Annotated in this window: 15 protein-coding genes and 1 pseudogene; 10 read left to right on the plus strand and 6 right to left on the minus strand. The window is 58.5% G+C overall.

Going from position 1 to position 16,548, the window contains the following annotated elements:
• The coding region (locus RIFP1SYM_RS04725; RefSeq protein WP_240992015.1) for a SulP family inorganic anion transporter at positions 1 to 1,277 on the minus strand (1,277 nt) is incomplete at its 3' end.
• A 431-nt stretch (positions 1,278 to 1,708) separates the two neighbouring features.
• Between RIFP1SYM_RS04725 and nhaD (RIFP1SYM_RS04730) the strand changes: the two genes are divergently transcribed.
• The 5 genes from nhaD (RIFP1SYM_RS04730) to RIFP1SYM_RS04750 all read left to right on the plus strand — a co-directional run bounded on the left by nhaD (RIFP1SYM_RS04730) (position 1,709) and on the right by RIFP1SYM_RS04750 (position 7,068).
• Entirely contained in the window at positions 1,709 to 3,184 is a 1,476-nt protein-coding gene (gene nhaD / locus RIFP1SYM_RS04730) for a sodium:proton antiporter NhaD (RefSeq protein ID WP_005959988.1), read from the plus strand.
• A gap of 162 nt (positions 3,185 to 3,346) precedes the next feature.
• Positions 3,347 to 4,777, plus strand: a complete 1,431-nt coding sequence (nhaD, locus tag RIFP1SYM_RS04735) for a sodium:proton antiporter NhaD (RefSeq protein ID WP_240992016.1) — start codon at positions 3,347 to 3,349, stop codon at positions 4,775 to 4,777.
• Between the two features lie 189 nt (positions 4,778 to 4,966).
• Entirely contained in the window at positions 4,967 to 5,839 is an 873-nt protein-coding gene (locus RIFP1SYM_RS04740; protein ID WP_005959990.1) for a phosphoribulokinase, read from the plus strand.
• 237 nt (positions 5,840 to 6,076) lie between these two features.
• On the plus strand, positions 6,077 to 6,439 hold the full coding sequence (locus tag RIFP1SYM_RS04745; protein ID WP_006474576.1) for a hypothetical protein: 363 nt from the start codon (positions 6,077 to 6,079) through the stop codon (positions 6,437 to 6,439).
• A 176-nt stretch (positions 6,440 to 6,615) separates the two neighbouring features.
• Positions 6,616 to 7,068, plus strand: a complete 453-nt coding sequence (locus RIFP1SYM_RS04750) for a YaiI/YqxD family protein (protein ID WP_005959993.1) — start codon at positions 6,616 to 6,618, stop codon at positions 7,066 to 7,068.
• Between the two features lie 2 nt (positions 7,069 to 7,070).
• Here RIFP1SYM_RS04750 and RIFP1SYM_RS04755 read toward each other — a convergent pair whose 3' ends face one another.
• Positions 7,071 to 8,144 (minus strand): hypothetical protein, encoded by a 1,074-nt coding sequence (locus tag RIFP1SYM_RS04755; protein ID WP_005959994.1) that lies wholly within the window; start codon positions 8,142 to 8,144, stop codon positions 7,071 to 7,073.
• 178 nt (positions 8,145 to 8,322) lie between these two features.
• Here RIFP1SYM_RS04755 and RIFP1SYM_RS04760 point away from each other — a divergent pair, with 178 nt between their 5' ends.
• Both RIFP1SYM_RS04760 and RIFP1SYM_RS04765 read left to right on the plus strand, forming a co-directional pair.
• The gene (locus RIFP1SYM_RS04760) at positions 8,323 to 8,985 is read left to right on the plus strand and encodes a hypothetical protein (protein WP_005959995.1); all 663 of its coding nucleotides are present in this window, start codon (positions 8,323 to 8,325) and stop codon (positions 8,983 to 8,985) included.
• Positions 8,986 to 9,179: 194 nt separating this feature from the next.
• Positions 9,180 to 9,383, plus strand: a complete 204-nt coding sequence (locus tag RIFP1SYM_RS04765) for a hypothetical protein (RefSeq protein WP_005959996.1) — start codon at positions 9,180 to 9,182, stop codon at positions 9,381 to 9,383.
• Positions 9,384 to 9,403: 20 nt separating this feature from the next.
• On the opposite strand, the gene gloB is transcribed toward RIFP1SYM_RS04765, so the two are convergent.
• From gloB to RIFP1SYM_RS04780, 3 genes and pseudogenes are all read right to left on the minus strand, one after another.
• Positions 9,404 to 10,183, minus strand: a complete 780-nt coding sequence (gloB, locus tag RIFP1SYM_RS04770) for a hydroxyacylglutathione hydrolase (RefSeq protein WP_005959997.1) — start codon at positions 10,181 to 10,183, stop codon at positions 9,404 to 9,406.
• Between the two features lie 20 nt (positions 10,184 to 10,203).
• Positions 10,204 to 12,115: pseudogene (gene dxs, locus RIFP1SYM_RS04775) on the minus strand (1-deoxy-D-xylulose-5-phosphate synthase).
• Positions 12,116 to 12,229: 114 nt separating this feature from the next.
• Entirely contained in the window at positions 12,230 to 13,138 is a 909-nt protein-coding gene (locus tag RIFP1SYM_RS04780; RefSeq protein ID WP_039959748.1) for a LysR family transcriptional regulator, read from the minus strand.
• A 252-nt stretch (positions 13,139 to 13,390) separates the two neighbouring features.
• On the opposite strand from RIFP1SYM_RS04780, the gene RIFP1SYM_RS04785 reads away from it, so the two are divergent.
• The 3 genes from RIFP1SYM_RS04785 (at position 13,391) to RIFP1SYM_RS04795 (ending at position 15,814) form a co-directional block, all read left to right on the plus strand.
• The gene (locus RIFP1SYM_RS04785) at positions 13,391 to 14,776 is read left to right on the plus strand and encodes a ribulose-bisphosphate carboxylase (RefSeq protein WP_005960001.1); all 1,386 of its coding nucleotides are present in this window, start codon (positions 13,391 to 13,393) and stop codon (positions 14,774 to 14,776) included.
• A gap of 138 nt (positions 14,777 to 14,914) precedes the next feature.
• Complete coding sequence (locus tag RIFP1SYM_RS04790) at positions 14,915 to 15,388, plus strand: C-GCAxxG-C-C family protein (protein WP_005960002.1); 474 nt, start codon at positions 14,915 to 14,917, stop codon at positions 15,386 to 15,388.
• Positions 15,389 to 15,547: 159 nt separating this feature from the next.
• Positions 15,548 to 15,814 (plus strand): sulfur globule family protein, encoded by a 267-nt coding sequence (locus tag RIFP1SYM_RS04795; RefSeq protein ID WP_005960004.1) that lies wholly within the window; start codon positions 15,548 to 15,550, stop codon positions 15,812 to 15,814.
• A gap of 141 nt (positions 15,815 to 15,955) precedes the next feature.
• On the opposite strand, the gene RIFP1SYM_RS04800 is transcribed toward RIFP1SYM_RS04795, so the two are convergent.
• A complete protein-coding gene (locus RIFP1SYM_RS04800; RefSeq protein WP_005960006.1) occupies positions 15,956 to 16,537 on the minus strand; it encodes a PhnA domain-containing protein in 582 nt (193 codons plus the stop codon).
• Positions 16,538 to 16,548 lie beyond the last annotated feature (11 nt).

The following is a 16,548-nucleotide window of genomic DNA, read 5'->3' on the forward strand; positions in this document are numbered from 1 at the left end:
GTGATGTCACGCATGGTGCCATCTTTATAGCGCGAGAGTTCTGCCACGCGAGGGCGCATACTACGCATGATAAACAGCATGATCGAGAGGATTACACCCACCAGAATGCCGTACTCGATATGCGGTGCAATATAGAGGGTCAGGGCAAACGTAATGACCGCCACGACGGCATCCTGGGGCTCAGCCTTCCAGGCATGAATAATCGGCCCGACCTTCACCAGATTGGCCACTGCCAAGATGATTACCGCAGCAAGGGTCGCCAGCGGCAAATGGTAGAGCAGTGGGGTCAGAAACAGCAGGGCCAGACCCACCATCAGGCCGGTGACCACAGAGGAGAAACCGGTCACTGCACCAGCATTGATGTTGACTGCAGAACGAGAAAAGGAGCCGGAGACCGGATAGCCAGAGAACAGGCCGGCCGTGATGTTCGACAGTCCCTGACCGATCAACTCCTGGTTGGCATCGAGTCGCTGACGGGTTTTGGCTGCCATCGCCTTGGCAATGGCGATCGCCTCCATGAAGCCCACCAGTGCGATAATAATCGCGTAAGTGGCGAGCTGGGCGAGAATCTCCAGATCAAAACCCGGCATGCTAATGCCCGGCAATCCCTCAGGGATCGCACCCACAACCTTGCCACCGCTCTCGCTAAAACCGGTGTACCAGGCAAGCAGTGTGGTGGTCACCACTGCCACCAGCACATTTGGTATCTTTGGGTAGAAACGCTTCAGACCGATCATGATCAGGATTGCTAAAGCCGCCATCCATAAGGTCGGCAAATGCGTATGATCGATCGCCGAGTTGATGATGTTGATCACCGTCTGGTAGTGGTGTTCACCAGCGACCTTCTCCACACCGAAGACCTTGTTCAGCTGGGATGTGGCGATGATCAGTGCACCGGCGTTGGTGAAGCCGACAACAACAGGGTGGGAGAGCAGGTCCACCAGCACACCAAGCCGCAACATGCCCAGCGCAATCTGGAACACACCTACCATCAGCGCCAGACCAAGAGCATAGGCGAGAAATCCATCGCCACCTTGGGTTGCCAATGGCTCCAACGCGGTGGCTGTCATCAATGAGACCATCGCCACCGGCCCTGTGGCCAGCTGGCGGGAAGAGCCGAAGATAGCGGCAACCATCGGCGGCAGGAAGGAGGCGTAGAGGCCGTAGTAGGCGGGCAGTCCAGCGAGCTGTGCGTACGCCATTGATTGGGGAACCAACACCAGTGCAACCGTGATGCCCGCGATGATATCGGCTTTTACGACCTTGCCGTCTCGCAACTCGCCGATCCACCCCAAGAAGGGAAGAAAACACTGCCTAAGATAATCGACAACCTGTTTTGCCCCAAACACGGAAACCCCCTTAACTTAGAATGCGTTATGTAACTGCCCGGCAGCATGCAAAGAGACTTCAATGACAAGAAGCGCCAACTTTGGTGCCTCTTGCACACCGGCTGCCCTGCGAAAATACCGCCCATTTACAGCGCATGACAAAGACCAACCACCATCTTGTCCAAGCCGCAAAAGAAAACCGAATGAGCTTATCCTAATCTACTTCTTAATTCGACCCTCTCTGCCCCTCCCCCAAATAGAACTAAAGTGGTATAAACGACAGCCGTTACTCTAGATAAATACGCACTCTTCGGCATCTGCTGTCATGATGTCATGACTCATCCACCTTGATTGAATCTTGTTCACCTTAGGAGTTCCAGATGGCGAGTAGACTTATCCCTCTGCTGATGTTGTTGCTGGTACCAGGCCTTGCCCTTGCCACCGGCAACGACCAACACAGCTTGGACCTGACAGACCACTGGGTCGGCTTTACCGCCATCGCAATCTTCGTCCTGGCCTATGCGCTGGTGATGGCGGAGGAGTTCACCCACCTGCGCAAATCAAAACCGGTAATCCTCGCCGCCGGTCTCATCTGGGGCATCGTCGCCTGGTACTACCAGAGCCACGGCCTGCCTGATGCCGCGGAACTCGCGGTACGGCACAACCTTCTGGAATATGCAGAGCTGATGCTCTTCCTGCTGGTGGCGATGACCTATATCAACGCCATGGATGAACGCAACGTCTTCGAGGCGCTGCGCTCCTGGCTGATCAAAAAAGGCTTCGGCTTCCGCCAGCTGTTCTGGATCACCGGCACACTCGCATTTTTTATCTCCCCCATCGCCGACAATCTAACCACCGCTCTGCTGATGTGCGCGGTAGTGCTGGCAGTTGGCGGCGCAAATACCAAATTCATCCTGCTCGCCTGTATCAACATCGTGGTGGCAGCCAATGCCGGCGGCGCCTTCAGCCCCTTCGGCGACATCACCACACTGATGGTCTGGCAGAAGAACATCGACACCCCTCAAGGCACTGTGGACTTCTTCCAGTTCTTCTACCTGTTTCTCCCTGCGATCATCAACTGGGTGGTGCCGGCAATCATCATGAGCTTCGCCGTGCCCAATGAGAAACCCCAGGGCGGCGGTAAAAGTGTGAGCATGAAACGTGGCGCCAGACGCATCATCACCCTGTTCCTGCTGACCATCATTACCGCTGTCAGCTTCCACAACTTCATCCACCTGCCTCCGGTGATCGGCATGCTCACCGGCCTCGCCTACCTGCAGTTCTTCGGCTACTACCTGAAGAAGACCTATCACCGGGAGCTGGCCAACACCAATGGCGAAGCCAATACCGAGTTGGAGCACGATGGCCAGATGGGCGACCCCATCGCTTTCGATGTATTCAGTAAGATCGCCCGCGCAGAGTGGGATACCCTGCTGTTCTTCTACGGTGTGGTGCTCTGTGTCGGTGGCCTTGGCTTCATCGGTTATCTGGCCCTGGCCTCTGAGGTAATGTACACCGAATGGGGCACGTTGCTGGGCCTCAGCGCCGAGATGAGCGCCACCCCAGCCAACGTGGCGGTGGGGCTGCTCTCTGCTGTCGTCGATAACATCCCTGTCATGTTCGCAGTGCTCACAATGATGCCCAACATGTCGGAGGGCCAATGGCTGCTGGCCACCCTCACCGCTGGTGTCGGCGGCAGCATGCTCTCCATCGGCTCTGCGGCCGGTGTCGCGCTGATGGGCCAGGCCCGTGGCAAGTACACCTTCTTTGGCCATCTGAAGTGGGCCCCGGTGATCGCGCTAGGCTATATCGCCAGCATCCTTACCCACCTCTGGCTCAACAGCAACCTCTTCTGACAGGGCTTGATCCCCGACAGACCCGCCAGCGGCTCTCCGCCGCGGCGGGTTTTTGTTTGCCATAACAAGCCACCAGCTCTCGACCTGCAAACCCTCCCATCTCGTTGCCACTGCGCTAGAATGGCACGAACCGCGAATCTTCAACGCTGGAGGTCGATACCGATGCGGTTCAATGCAGTACCCATCACTCTGGCTGTTATCAGCTTGCTCCCGCTTGCTGTCCACGCATCCACTCCTGTCCACTCCACTGCCACCCCCACTTTCGATTGGCCCAGCTGGCTGGCCCTGATCATCTTCTGCGGAGCCATGCTTCTGGCGATCCTTGAGGAGAAGACCGACCTGCACAAATCGAAGCCGCTGCTGCTGGCAGCCGGTCTGATCTGGGCCCTCATTGCCTGGCACTATCAGGGCAACCCCCAGATGCCTGATGCGGAATCGGTGGTGAGAAACCACCTGCTGCAGTTTGCCGAACTAATGCTGTTTCTGCTGGTGGTGATGACCTACATCAACGCCATGAATGAGCGCCGCCTGTTCCTTGCACTGCATCACTGGATGGTCTTCAAAGGATTCAGCTATCGCCAGCTTTTCTGGTTGAGCGGCGCCATCAGCTTCTTTGCTTCACCCTTTCTTGACAACCTGAGCACCCCCCTGCTGGTCGGCACCGCCATCCTAACCCTGGCACGGGAGCACAACCGGTTTGTCGGTCTGGCCTGTATCAATATTGTGGTCGCCACTAACGCCGGGGGGGTCTTCACCCCTTCTGGGGATCTCTCAACACTGATGGTCTGGCAACACAGAATCCTGACCCCGCAAGGGATGCTCGACTTCCCCAACCTACTGAGCCTCGCGCTACCTGCCCTGCTGGCCTGGCTGGTACCAACTCTGCTGATGCACCCCTTCGTTCCCCGGGGAAGACTCCCCCAACAACACCCCGAGCCCTGCCTGCGGCGAGGCGCATTTATCGTTCTACTACTGCTGCTTGCCACCATCGCCACAGGCATCACCTTCGCCCACTATCTCGACCTACCCGCCGCAATCGGCATGATGACCGGCCTCGCCTACCTGCAATTCTATGGTTACTACCTGAAACGCACCCACCAGTTACCTGAGCACAACGGTGATCTACAATCCGGACCGATCGACTCACCCGATCCATTCGACTTTTTTCACGGCGTCGCTCGCAGCCAGTGGGACAGTCTGTTGTTCCTGGCCGGACTGGTACTGTGTATCGGCGGCCTCGCCCACCTCGGCTGGCTTGCCAGCGCGGAGTCACTACTCTACGGCAATTTCGGACCGACCACCGCCAACATCATGATCGGTCTCTATTCTGCAGCCATCGAAAACGTCACCACCATGCTTGGCGTGCTGGCGATGGAACCACAGATGTCGCTTGGCCAATGGCAATTGATCACCCTCACCACCGGCACCGGTGGCAGCCTGTTGGCCATAGGTTCGGTCGCCGGTGTGGTGCTGATGGCCCAGGCAGGAGAGCGCTACACATTTTTCAGCCACCTCAAGTGGACCCCCGCCATCGCTCTCGGCTATTTCATCGCTATTGCCGCCCATGTTTGGCTCAACGCCGCACTCTTTTGAGCGCGCTGGACCAGTCCGAGGGGTTGAGCTGAATGCCACCACTATTCCATCTGGTTCGCTGGAAAAGCGGAATCGCCGTGGTATAGTTGGCCCCATTCTTTCAGCCGCCCTCCGGTAGTTACCGGGAGATCGGGCATAAATTCGGATTATTCCGGGACTATTCAGAACGAATACCAAGGGGAGTTATTCATGTCTAAAAAGCATCCGATCGTAGCGGTGACCGGCTCTTCCGGTGCCGGCACCACCACCGTCAAGCGTGCCTTTGAGCACATCTTCTTTCGCGACGGGATTACCCCTGCAGTCATCGAAGGTGACAGCTTTCACCGTTACGATCGCGCCCAGATGCGCGAAAAAATTGCAGAGGGCATGAGCCACTTTGGCCCCGAAGCCAACCGCTTCGACAAAATCGAGGAGCTGTTCAAAACCTACGGCGAAACCGGTTTGGGCCAGAAGCGCTACTACCTGCACAGCGCGGAAGAGGCCGCCGAACACAATGCACGCCTTGGCATCGACAAAAAACCTGGCGAATTCACCCCCTGGGAGTCGGTTCCAGAGGGCACCGACCTGCTCTTCTACGAAGGTCTGCACGGCTTGGCGGTGGACGGCGATGACGATGTCGCCCAGCATGTTGACCTGGGTGTCGGCGTAGTACCGATCGTCAACCTGGAGTGGATCCAGAAGATCTTTCGCGACAACGCCGAGCGTGGTTACAGCGAGGAGGCAATCGTCGACACCATCCTGCGTCGCATGCCCGACTACATCAACCACATCACGCCACAGTTCTCGCGCACCGACATCAACTTCCAGCGCGTTCCCACCGTGGATACATCCAACCCCTTTATCGCCCGTGATATCCCAACTCCGGACGAGAGCTTCGTGGTGATCCGCTTCAAGGATCCAAAAAAGTTTGACACCGACTTCCGCTACCTGCTCTCGATGATCGACGGCTCCTTCATGTCTCGTCGTAATTCCATCGTGGTGCCCGGCGGCAAGATGGGCTTCGCCATGGAGATCATCCTGCAGCCGATCATCGAGCAGATGATGGACTCACGTCACGTCTGAGCACTCACTTCAGACTAGCAAGAAGCCGCGGCTGCGTAGGCACCGCGGCTTTTTTGTGCCCGTCATCTGGGGATGACATGCCACATCCAGACAAACAGTCATAGCAAACAACACACAAAGAGATGTGACAGCCTCCGCAAAAAACGATTTATTTTCCTAACACAATGCGCTAGTTTACGGAACGCACCCGCATCGACAGACCACAGCCCCAGCAGAAGTAGAAGCAGGAGAGAGGCCATGGGTTACGGCTTGAGCATTGTTAAACCACCAATTCCACTCGATAGTGACGCGGCTTGGGACGTCTATGACGAGATCCTGGATGAGATGGATCAGCTGCCAGGCGACCCGGCAGAGGAGTTTCTCAGCCTGATCAACGAACTCACCAGCTACTACCCCGAACAGACCAAAGGGAGAACAGAGACCGCCGAACGTTGCCCATGGGTCTCCCTCCCAATAGAACGCTATGCCGGCTGGGATATGCTCGACCTCACCATCTCCTTCTCCATGGCCTCCGAAGTCGTCCCATTCGTCATCAAAAAAGCCAACCAACAAGGGCTGGTGGTATTCGACAGGCTGAGCGAAAAGGTGCACCACCCCTGAACCGCTCCCGGAGCACGCCGCTCTCAAGGCTTTTGGCAAACCAGGCCCTACCAAACTCACCCGGCACACTATCTCAGCAAGACCCGCTATCGAAGGATAGCTGCGTGGCTTACTCTGGTTGATGGCCGTAGTATTGGTCGCTCGGTTTTTCTCACATAGACAGAGAGGAGTGAGTCATGCAGATCTGGGTCGATGCCGATGCCTGCCCCAAAGTGATCAAAGAGATCCTGTTCCGCGCCGCAGAGCGCACCGGCACCAGCTTGACGCTGGTCGCCAACCAGCCAATGCAGACACCACCCTCGCGGCTGATTCGCTCGATCCAGGTCTCCGCCGGCTTCGACGTGGCCGATGACGAGATCGTCAGGCTGGTCAACAGTGGCGATCTGGTGATCACCGCCGATATCCCACTAGCTGCCGAGGTGATCGAAAAGGGAGGGTGCGCCCTCAGCCCCCGCGGGGAACGCTTCACCCCCGAGAACATCAGACCACGCCTCAACATGCGCGACTTCATGGACACCATGCGCGCCAGCGGCGTCAATACCGGCGGACCACCGCCCCTCAGCCAGAGCGATCGCCAGGCCTTCGCCAACCACCTCGACCGGCTACTGGCAGAAATGGCCAAGGGTTGAGTTCAGCCCAGCCGGGACTCGAACCAGGGAAGCAACTCATCAATGCCCGTAGCGGCTACTGGCGCCGCCTTCGGCAGTTGCCAGAGCCGCTCCAGAGTATCCCCGATTGCCCCCCGCAGCAGCGCTTGCGGTTCAATATCCAGCACCCTGCCGTGACGCCGCAGCCACTGCAACAGGTAGGGCTGCTCCGGCCAGTCGCCGCGCGACATGCAGAGCACCGGCAAACGGTTGATTACCGCCTCACTAATCATGCCGTAGCCTGGCTTAAGGATCACCGCATCACAACTGCCAAGCACCGAACCAAAACGCTGTTCAAGCGCCTCCCACACCAGCACATCGCGGCGACGGACCTGCCAGCTCTGCGGCACGATCCAGCGAATCCCCTCGCGTTCCGGCCAGTGCTGAAAATCAATCCGAGTGTCAAAGCCGCCCAGACTCACCAACACCAGCCGGGTCTGATCAGACAGGTCACATGCCTTGAAGAGTTGCCGTCGAACTGAGGCGTGTGGCACCACTAGCGGCCCCACGTCGACACCATTCTCAAGCCAGGGCATCGGCATCGACGGCGTGAAACGAAAGAAGATATCAGCCTGCTGATAGCTCTCCTCAATCTGCCCCCGGATCACCTGACCACCCGGCTTACGGCCGCAGAAGTGACCGTAGATATCCGCCCAGTTGAGAGAGCACCCAGCGGCACAGGGTAGCCCTTCCAGGCGTGCTGCACTGAGCACCGTATAAGGCGCATCGGCAAACACTAGATCGGGGCGCTGTCTGCGCAGCAGTGCACGCCAGCTCTGCAAGTGACTCTGCCAGTCGCGATGGTACTCACGATAGGCGTAATGCGCCGCGTCAACATCAACCTGCAGAGCAGAGTGCATCGGCATGCCAGGATCACAAGCGATGCGCAGCAGTTCGAAGTGGCCGGCAAACCGACGCCGCAGGAACGGCTCGGGAAGGTCGGTGGCAAGGGTCAGTCGCAGTCGGGGCAGCCGCTGCCGCAGTGCATTCACCAGCACCGAGGTCTGTGCCGCATGTCCAAAGCCATGACCGGAGATAGCCGCAAGCAGATGTACCATGCTGCTCAGCCTGGCAAAGCCGCTTGCGCTTCAGCCATCACCCGACACCATCCAACTCGACCTGCCATCTTGCCAGACTCCTCCCTTGTAACTTCTTAATATTCGATTAGATTTCTAGAAACAGGCCGCATCAAGACGGCAACAAAAAACATCACAAAGCGTTGCTTGGGGAGGCCCCATGGATATCTCACTCGATAGTGTACTCTTCTGGAGCGGACTGGGACTGCTGCTGGTCGGACTGTTTGTCTTTCTCACCGGCAAAAGCACGGCAGACGGAAAGAAAAAGAACAACAACCGCTTCGAGGCATTTGGCATCAAGGTCGATGTCAACAACCCTTCGCTGGTGCTGATCATCCTCGGCGGCGTGATGATGCTCGCCCCGATCATGATGCAGCAGGAGAGAGCGGAGACCACGCAGTACAGTCCCCCACCCCTGGAGCCTGTCAGCCAGACAGAACAGGCCCTTGCCGAGGCCCCACCGCCGCCGACCATAGCAGCCCCACCACAGCAAACCGCCCCCCAAGCCAGGCAGAAAACCACTGATAAGATCAGCCCCCCAGCCGAACCAAAACCCGCCAAACTGGAGAGCAACAAGCCGCTGGATGAAGCAACAGCCAGCGCCATCTCGGCCCATCCAAACAACCACCAAGCCCGTCAAAAAAATAGCGACACCGCCCCCAGCCTCACCCTCGATCGCCAGCGCGAGCGCACAGAGAGCGAAATCCAGCGCCGCCAAACTGCCGGCGAGCACCCCACCCGCCATACCGGTTCCAGCGCCTGCACCCAAGATGATGCTGGTGCTGGTCCAGGCCGATGTCAGTTACGAGGCCGGCATCCGTGATGAGACGCCCAACAGCTACGCAAACAAGATCGCAGCGGAACTGGCGGCACGGGTCGAGCAGCAGATCGATGCCCCACTACGCATCAAGTCGATGGCACGTGATCAGCTGAGATCGCAGCTGCGCGGAGGTAAAAAGCCTACCGGCAACTCTGCCGCTCCCATCAGAGCGACCTGCTCTACTCGGAGATCTAGAGGTGCCGTTCGGCTGGTCCGACATCGAATCCGCCTACTGGCCCGACCTGACGCTGCATCTGGTCAACTGCGACAGCACGCGCAACCGCAAGCGCAAGCATGCCCATCTCAATCCCGCACATAACGACCGCTTCCCATTTCAGGTGGAGCTGAGCAGGTACACAAATGAGTTTCTGGCAGACAACCGCTCGATGCTGGAGCGCTGAGCCGGGAGAGGACGACCGAATCAGTCGTACTCGCGATCTTTCCAGTTGCGCAGCGCGGTGAAGATCGCCTCTTGGCTCGTCAAGGCGTGCCCCGCGTAGCGTCCGGCAGCGGTCCGCACCTGCGCCTGATCGCCGCGCAGGAAGGGGTTGGTGGCAAGCTCCAGCTGTAGCGTCGAGGGCAGTGTCGGCAGACCTCGCTCTCGACGCGCCTGCTCATCGCTGATGCGCTGTTTTATCGCCTCATTCTGAGGTTCCACCCATTCGGCAAATCCCAGGTTGGCCAGGGTGTACTCATGAGCGCAGTAGATACGCGTTTCGGCGGGCAGCGCAGCGATCCGCAACAGGGAGTGGGCCAACTGCTCGTGGGTACCATCGAAGACCCGGCCGCAGCCGGCGGCAAACAGAGTATCGCCGCAAAATAGCGCCCCTTCACCCAGATAGGCGATATGGGTAGCGGTGTGGCCAGGCACATCCATCACCTCAAGCGTCACACCCAACCCGGGCAGTTCGAGCCGATCCGCCTCGCGCAGCGGGTGATCGAGGGCATTGATCGACGCCCCAGCCGGCCCATAAACCGGGATGCCGGGATAGGCCTGCAGCAGCTCTGGCACGCCACCGATGTGGTCGTAGTGATGGTGGGTGAGGAGGATCGCCCCCAGCTGCAGGCCATCGGCCTGCAGCCGCTCCAGCACCGGCGTCTCATCACCGGGATCAACCAGCGTGACCAGCGCCGAATCCTCTGAGCTGAGCATCCAGATGTAGTTATCATCAAAGGCGGGAATCGGTTCTATCTGCAGCATTGCGCGAGAGAATCCTGGAATCAGGCGGAGGTCTGATAGACGCTGGCGGGTAACTCTTTCAGCGCCCCGCTCACCGAATCGAGCACACCCCGCAGATCGAGGCCACACTCGGCCAGTTGCTGCTGTTGGGTGGCATGGTGGATAAATCGGTCGGGCAGCCCCAGGTTGAGCAGCCGCACACTATGGCCGATGTGCGCCAGATATTCGTTGACCGCGGAGCCGGCACCGCCCTGGACCTNGATTCTCCTCCAGCGTCACTAGCAATTCGTGGCGGCTGGCCAGATCCAGGACCAGTGCCTCGTCCAGGGGTTTGACGAAGCGCATGTCGGCGACTGTCGCATCGAGCTGCTCGGCCGCCGCCAGCGCGGTCTGCAGCAGACTACCGAAGCTGAGCAGCGCTACCCGGCAGCCCTCGCGGCGCAGCCGCCCCTGTCCCAGCTCGAGGGGCTTGGCCGGCTGCTCCACTTCCGCCCCGGTACCACCGCCACGCGGATAGCGCACCATTGCCGGCCCCGGATAGTCGTAGGCGGTCTGCAGCATGCGGCTGCACTCGTTCTCATCTGAGGGCGCCATGATCAGCATGTTGGGCAGCACCCGCGCATAGCTAAGATCAAAACTCCCCGCATGGGTCGCCCCGTCCGCGCCCACCTGGCCGGCCCGATCCACCGCCAGGGTGACATCCAGGTTCTGCAGCACGACATCGTGGATCAACTGATCGTAGGCGCGCTGTAGAAAACTAGAGTAGATCGCCACCACCGGCTTGGCCCCCTCGCAAGCCATGCCCGCCGCCAGAGTCAGGGCATGCTGCTCAGCGATGCCGACATCGAAATAGCGTTTCGGAAAGCGCCGTGCAAACTCCACCATACCGGAGCCCTCGCACATCGCCGGGGTGATCGCCAGCAGGCGCTCGTCCTTTTCCGCCGTGGCGCAGAGCCAATCGCCAAAGATCTGCGTATAGCTGGGGCCGCCACCACCCTTTGTCATCTCGCCAGTGGCCGGATTGAAGGGGGTCACGCCATGGTAGGCAATCGGGCTCTCCTCTGCCGGCTCATAACCGCGCCCCTTCTGGGTCACCACGTGCAGCAAGCAGGGCCCGCTCAGTTTGCTCATGTTGCGCAGGGTCGGCACCAAAGTATCCAGGTCGTGGCCATCGATCGGGCCGATGTAGTTGAAGCCCAGCTCCTCGAACATGGTGCCCGGCAGTACCATGCCCTTCATGTGCTCCTCCCAGCGTCCCATCAGTTCACTGACTTGGGAGGGCAAATGGCTCAGTAGTGATTTGCCACCCTCACGCATGCCGGTGTAGAGCGTGCCGGAGAGCAACCGCGAGAGGTGATTGCTGAACGCACCCACCGGTTTAGATATCGACATCTTGTTGTCGTTGAGCACCACCAACAGATCCTGATCCAGCACCCCGGCATGATTTAACGCCTCAAATGCCATGCCGGCGCCGATCGAACCATCGCCGATCACCGCTACCACCTTGCGCGACTCACCCTTGCGCCGGGCTGCCACCGCCATCCCCAAAGCGGCGCTGATGGAGGTGCTGGAGTGGCCAGTGCCGAAGGTGTCATAGTCACTTTCGGAACGTTTTGGAAAGCCGGATGGCCCGCCCTGCTGGCGCAGTTTCGCCATCTGCTCACGTCGACCGGTGAGGATCTTGTGTGGATAGGCTTGGTGACCCACATCCCAGATCAGGCGATCCTGCGGGGTGTTGAAGACGTAGTGGAGGGCGATGGTCAACTCAACCACGCCGAGCCCGGCCGCCAGATGACCGCCGGTGCGGGAGACGCTTTCGATCAGGAAGCGGCGCAGTTCCAGGGCCAGCAGAGGCAACTGCTTGGGTTCGAGCCGTCGCAGATCCTGCGGCAGATCGACCTGTTCAAGCAGGCTGTAGCTCCCCTGCTCCGTATCGCTGTGATGATTGGACACGCCAACCCCGCTCCTGAATTGATGGTGTGATCCCGCCCGCCGACTGAGCCGAAACCAGGCAGATGGTAATGACCCAGTTTAACCCAGTGGAAAGAGATAAGCATTCACACCGGATCAGATCGGGCTCTCACTGATCTGTTTTGCCTGGGCGAGCACAAAATCGTGGAACGCCGTCGCCGCCGGCGAAAGCCGCTTGCCGCGCCGGTAAACCATGTACCACTGCCGCTGGATTGGAAAGCCCTCCACATCGAGCACCAGCAGACGACCGGTCTCGAGTTCCAATTCAATGGTGTGCCGCGACACGACCCCCAGCCCCATGCCAGCCCGCACCGCCTGTTTGATCGCCTCGTTACGGGTCATCTGCATGCCACCACGCAGCACCAGACCACGATCATTAAAAAAACGTTCCAGCGCCAGGCGGGTACCCGATCCCGCCTCACGCATCACGAAGGTCTGTTCAGCCAGCCGTTCAAGCGGGATCGGCTGCTGAGACTCCAGCGGATGGCTGGGTGGCGCAACCACCACCAGCGGGTTCTCCATAAACGGCTCAGACTCCAGATCAAGCGCCTCCGGCGGGCTTCCCATCAGTACAATATCGGTCTCGTTGGCCTCCAGCAGCTCCATCAGACACTTGCGATTAGTCACGTTGAGGCGCAGTTCGATGCCGGGATAGTGGCGGTGAAACGCCGCCAGCAGGCGTGGTGCAAAATAGTTGACGGTACTCGCCACCGCGATATCAAGATGGCCGGTCTCCGCCCCTTTCAGCGCATCCAGCACCTCCTCCATCTCCTCAAAAGTCTGAAAGATGGTGCGGGCATATTGGGAGACCTCGTGGCCCGCCTCGGTGAGCTGGATCTTTTTCCCCATCTGCTCAAACAGCGGCAGCCCCACCGACTCTTCCAACTGCTTGACCTGCATCGACACCGCCGGCTGGCTGAGGTGGAGGGAGCGAGCCGCCTGGGTATAGTTAAGGTGCTGCGCCACCGCCTGAAACACTTTTAGCTGACGCAAGGTTAGATGCATCATCGTCCTGCTCCTGTCTAGATAAACCGCCCTGCCACCAGCCAACAAGACAAGCAGGGATGGTCAGACCAAGCACTCCAGTCTAACCATAAGATTTACCTTATCATGCTGATCAAAACATTTTAGTTTATTTATATGTGCACCGAGGGTAAGGTCACACCCCAGTTCCCACCATGATGTGGAATCGATAGGCAGAGACCTCGCGGTTTCGCCGACAATCAACACAATCGACTCGATATGGAGTAGATCAACATGGCATTAGACCAAACCAATCGTTATTCAGACCTGAGTCTGAAAGAAGACGAGCTGATCGCAAGCGGTGACTACGTACTTTGCGCCTACCTGATGAAGCCAAAGTCCGGCTACGGTTACCTGGAAGCTGCTGCTCACTTTGCAGCTGAGTCCTCCACCGGCACCAACGTGGAAGTCTCTACCACTGATGACTTCACCAAGGGTGTTGACGCGCTGGTCTATGAGATCGATGAAGCCAAAGAGCTGATGAAGATCGCCTACCCCGTTGACTTATTCGATATCAACATCATCGACGGGCGTGCCATGCTGGCATCGTTCCTGACCCTGACCATCGGTAACAACCAGGGTATGGGCGATATCGAATACGCCAAGATGCTCGACTTCTACATGCCACCCAAATACCTGCGCCTGTACGACGGTCCTGCGGTCAACATCCAGGATATGTGGCGCATTCTGGGGCGTCCAATTGAGAATGGTGGTTACATCGCCGGCACCATCATCAAACCCAAACTGGGCCTGCGTCCCGAGCCCTTTGCTGAAGCGGCATACCAGTTCTGGCTGGGCGGTGACTTCATTAAGAACGACGAGCCCCAGGGTAACCAGCCCTTCTCCCCCATGAAGAAGACCATCCCGCTGGTGGCAGACGCCATGCGTCGCGCCCAGGATGAGACTGGCGAAGCCAAGCTCTTCTCCGCCAACATCACCGCTGATGATCCAGCCGAGATGATTGCCCGTGGTGAGTTCGTCCTCGAGACCTTCGGTTTTGAGGCCTCTCAGGTTGCCTTCCTGGTTGATGGTTACGTAGCCGGTCCTACCGCTGTTGCCACCGCCCGTCGCAACTTCCCCAACCAGTTCCTGCACTTCCATCGTGCCGGTCACGGTGCGGTCACCTCTCCCCAGAGCAAGCGTGGTTACACCGCTTTCGTACACATCAAGATGACCCGTCTGCTGGGTGCATCCGGTATGCACGTCGGCACCATGGGCTACGGCAAGATGGAAGGCGAAGCCAGCGACAAACTGATTGCCTACATGATCGAGCGTGACAGCGCCGATGGTCCTTTCTACCATCAGGAGTGGGCTGGCATGAAACCCACCACCCCGATCATCTCCGGCGGCATGAACGCCCTGCGTCTACCCGGCTTCTTCGAGAACCTGGGCCACGGCAACGTGATCAACACCGCAGGTGGTGGTGCTTACGGTCACATCGACAGCCCGGCGGCTGGTGCTGTCTCCCTGCGTCAGGCCTACGAGTGCTGGAAAGAGGGTGCAGACCCGGTCGAGTACGCGAAAGAGCACAAAGAGTTCGCTCGCGCCTTCGAGTCCTTTCCGCACGATGCGGACGCTATCTTCCCCGGATGGCGCGACAAGCTGGGCGTACACAAGTAATCGAACGGTTACTGTACATCCAGTGCAAAAAAGCCCCGCTTCGGCGGGGCTTTTTTTATCCCCTGACTTTACTCGCGCGCGCCCAGCCACACATCTGCTACCCTTTCTTCCCCAAACACAGGGCGGCCAAGCAGCACATTGAGCACAGACCACAAAAGCAACCAACGCATCCTCCGGGCGGGTGAACGCGCCGCTCACTATTTCACCGAGGGTTACTGCTGTTCCGAAGCGATCATGCTCGCCATGAGCGACGTTTATCCCAACGGCGCCAAGGCCGAGATTGCCGGCGTTGGCAGCGGATTGTGTGGTGGCATGGGCAACAAAAAGGCCACCTGCGGCGTCTTCACTGGCGGGGCGGCGGCACTCGGGCTAGTGGCGGGAAAAGCTCCGCAGAAAGGCGGCAACAAACAGATCCGGGAATTGGCCTCGCGCTACCACGAGACACTAGAACAGGAGGCCGGAGGGCAGATCTGCGAAGAGATCCTCAAGCAGATGGGCATACGTAACCTGAACAAACGCCTGTGCAGAAAACTGACCCGCCGCGGCAGCGAACTACTGGCCCAACTGATCGAACAGAGCGAGCTATCAACGCGCCCCAATTCAGGTAAATAAAAACCTGCCGGCAGACAATGCCCAAAAGAAATAATTTATAGCTGTGATAAAAAAGTCTTGCTAATTTAGTATTTGCTTATATACTACTCATCCATCGGATCACTGAGACCAACAACCTAAACAACAAGCTTTTTAACCTTACTTAACAGGTAATCAATCATGAAAAAAATCATCGCTATCGCTGCTCTGATCGCTTCCACCCAGGCCAACGCTTTCTGGGGTTTCAACGACAACAACGGCATGTTCGACGGCATGGGTGACGGAGACATGGCCTTCAACATGAGCTTCTCCGGTAACACTCGCGGCAACGCCAACAACAGCTACCGTGGTTACGGCTACAACGCTCCCTACGGTTACGGCTACGCCCCCTACTACGCACCTGTCGCTCCGATGGCTCCGACTGCACAGCCTGAAGCTGTAAAATAAGATCGGGGCTCCTCCCTCCTGATCGAAAGGGCGCTCATTGCGAGCGCCCTTTTTTATTGCCTCCAGCCCATCACCAAGCTACACGCTTTTTCACGCCTGCTTCACTGAGTGAATCCGAACGTCTTGAGCACCAAGGGCCATTCAGTTCGATTTTTTAACGAACTTGGTCAGAATGACGATCTGCTGTCCATTCACACGCCCCTCAATCTGCTCCGGATTATCCGCCACCAGAGAGATACCACGCACAGCCGTGCCGCGTTTGGCGGTAAAGTTCGCCCCTTTTACGTTCAGATCCTTGGTCAGGGTTACCGTGTCACCCGCCTCCAGCAGCGCACCGTTGCTATCGAGATGTCTGACGCCAGACTCGTCGCTCTCACCTTCGCCCGTCGCCTGCCCCCAGGCCAGGGTCTCCTCATCCAGATAGAGCATATCGAGCAGCTCCTGGGGCCAGCCCTCGCCACTCAGGCGGGTCAGCATCCGCCAGGCCATCACCTGCACTGCCGGCACCTGGCTCCACATGCTGTCATTCAGACAACGCCAGTGATGCACATCGACCCTATCCGGGTTTTCGATCTGCTCACGACAACTGTTGCAGATCAGCACACACTCATCGACACCACCAGTTGAGGTAGGCGGCACGGCATAGACCCCCAGCCCCTCCGTTGCGCCACACAATTCACATTTCGATTCGCTACGCGCGTGTAATGCCTTCTCTGTACTCATCTATTTCGACC

Origin of the sequence: endosymbiont of Riftia pachyptila (vent Ph05) (assembly GCF_000224455.1) — a bacterium.
Lineage (GTDB): Bacteria > Pseudomonadota > Gammaproteobacteria > Chromatiales > Chromatiaceae > Endoriftia > Endoriftia persephonae.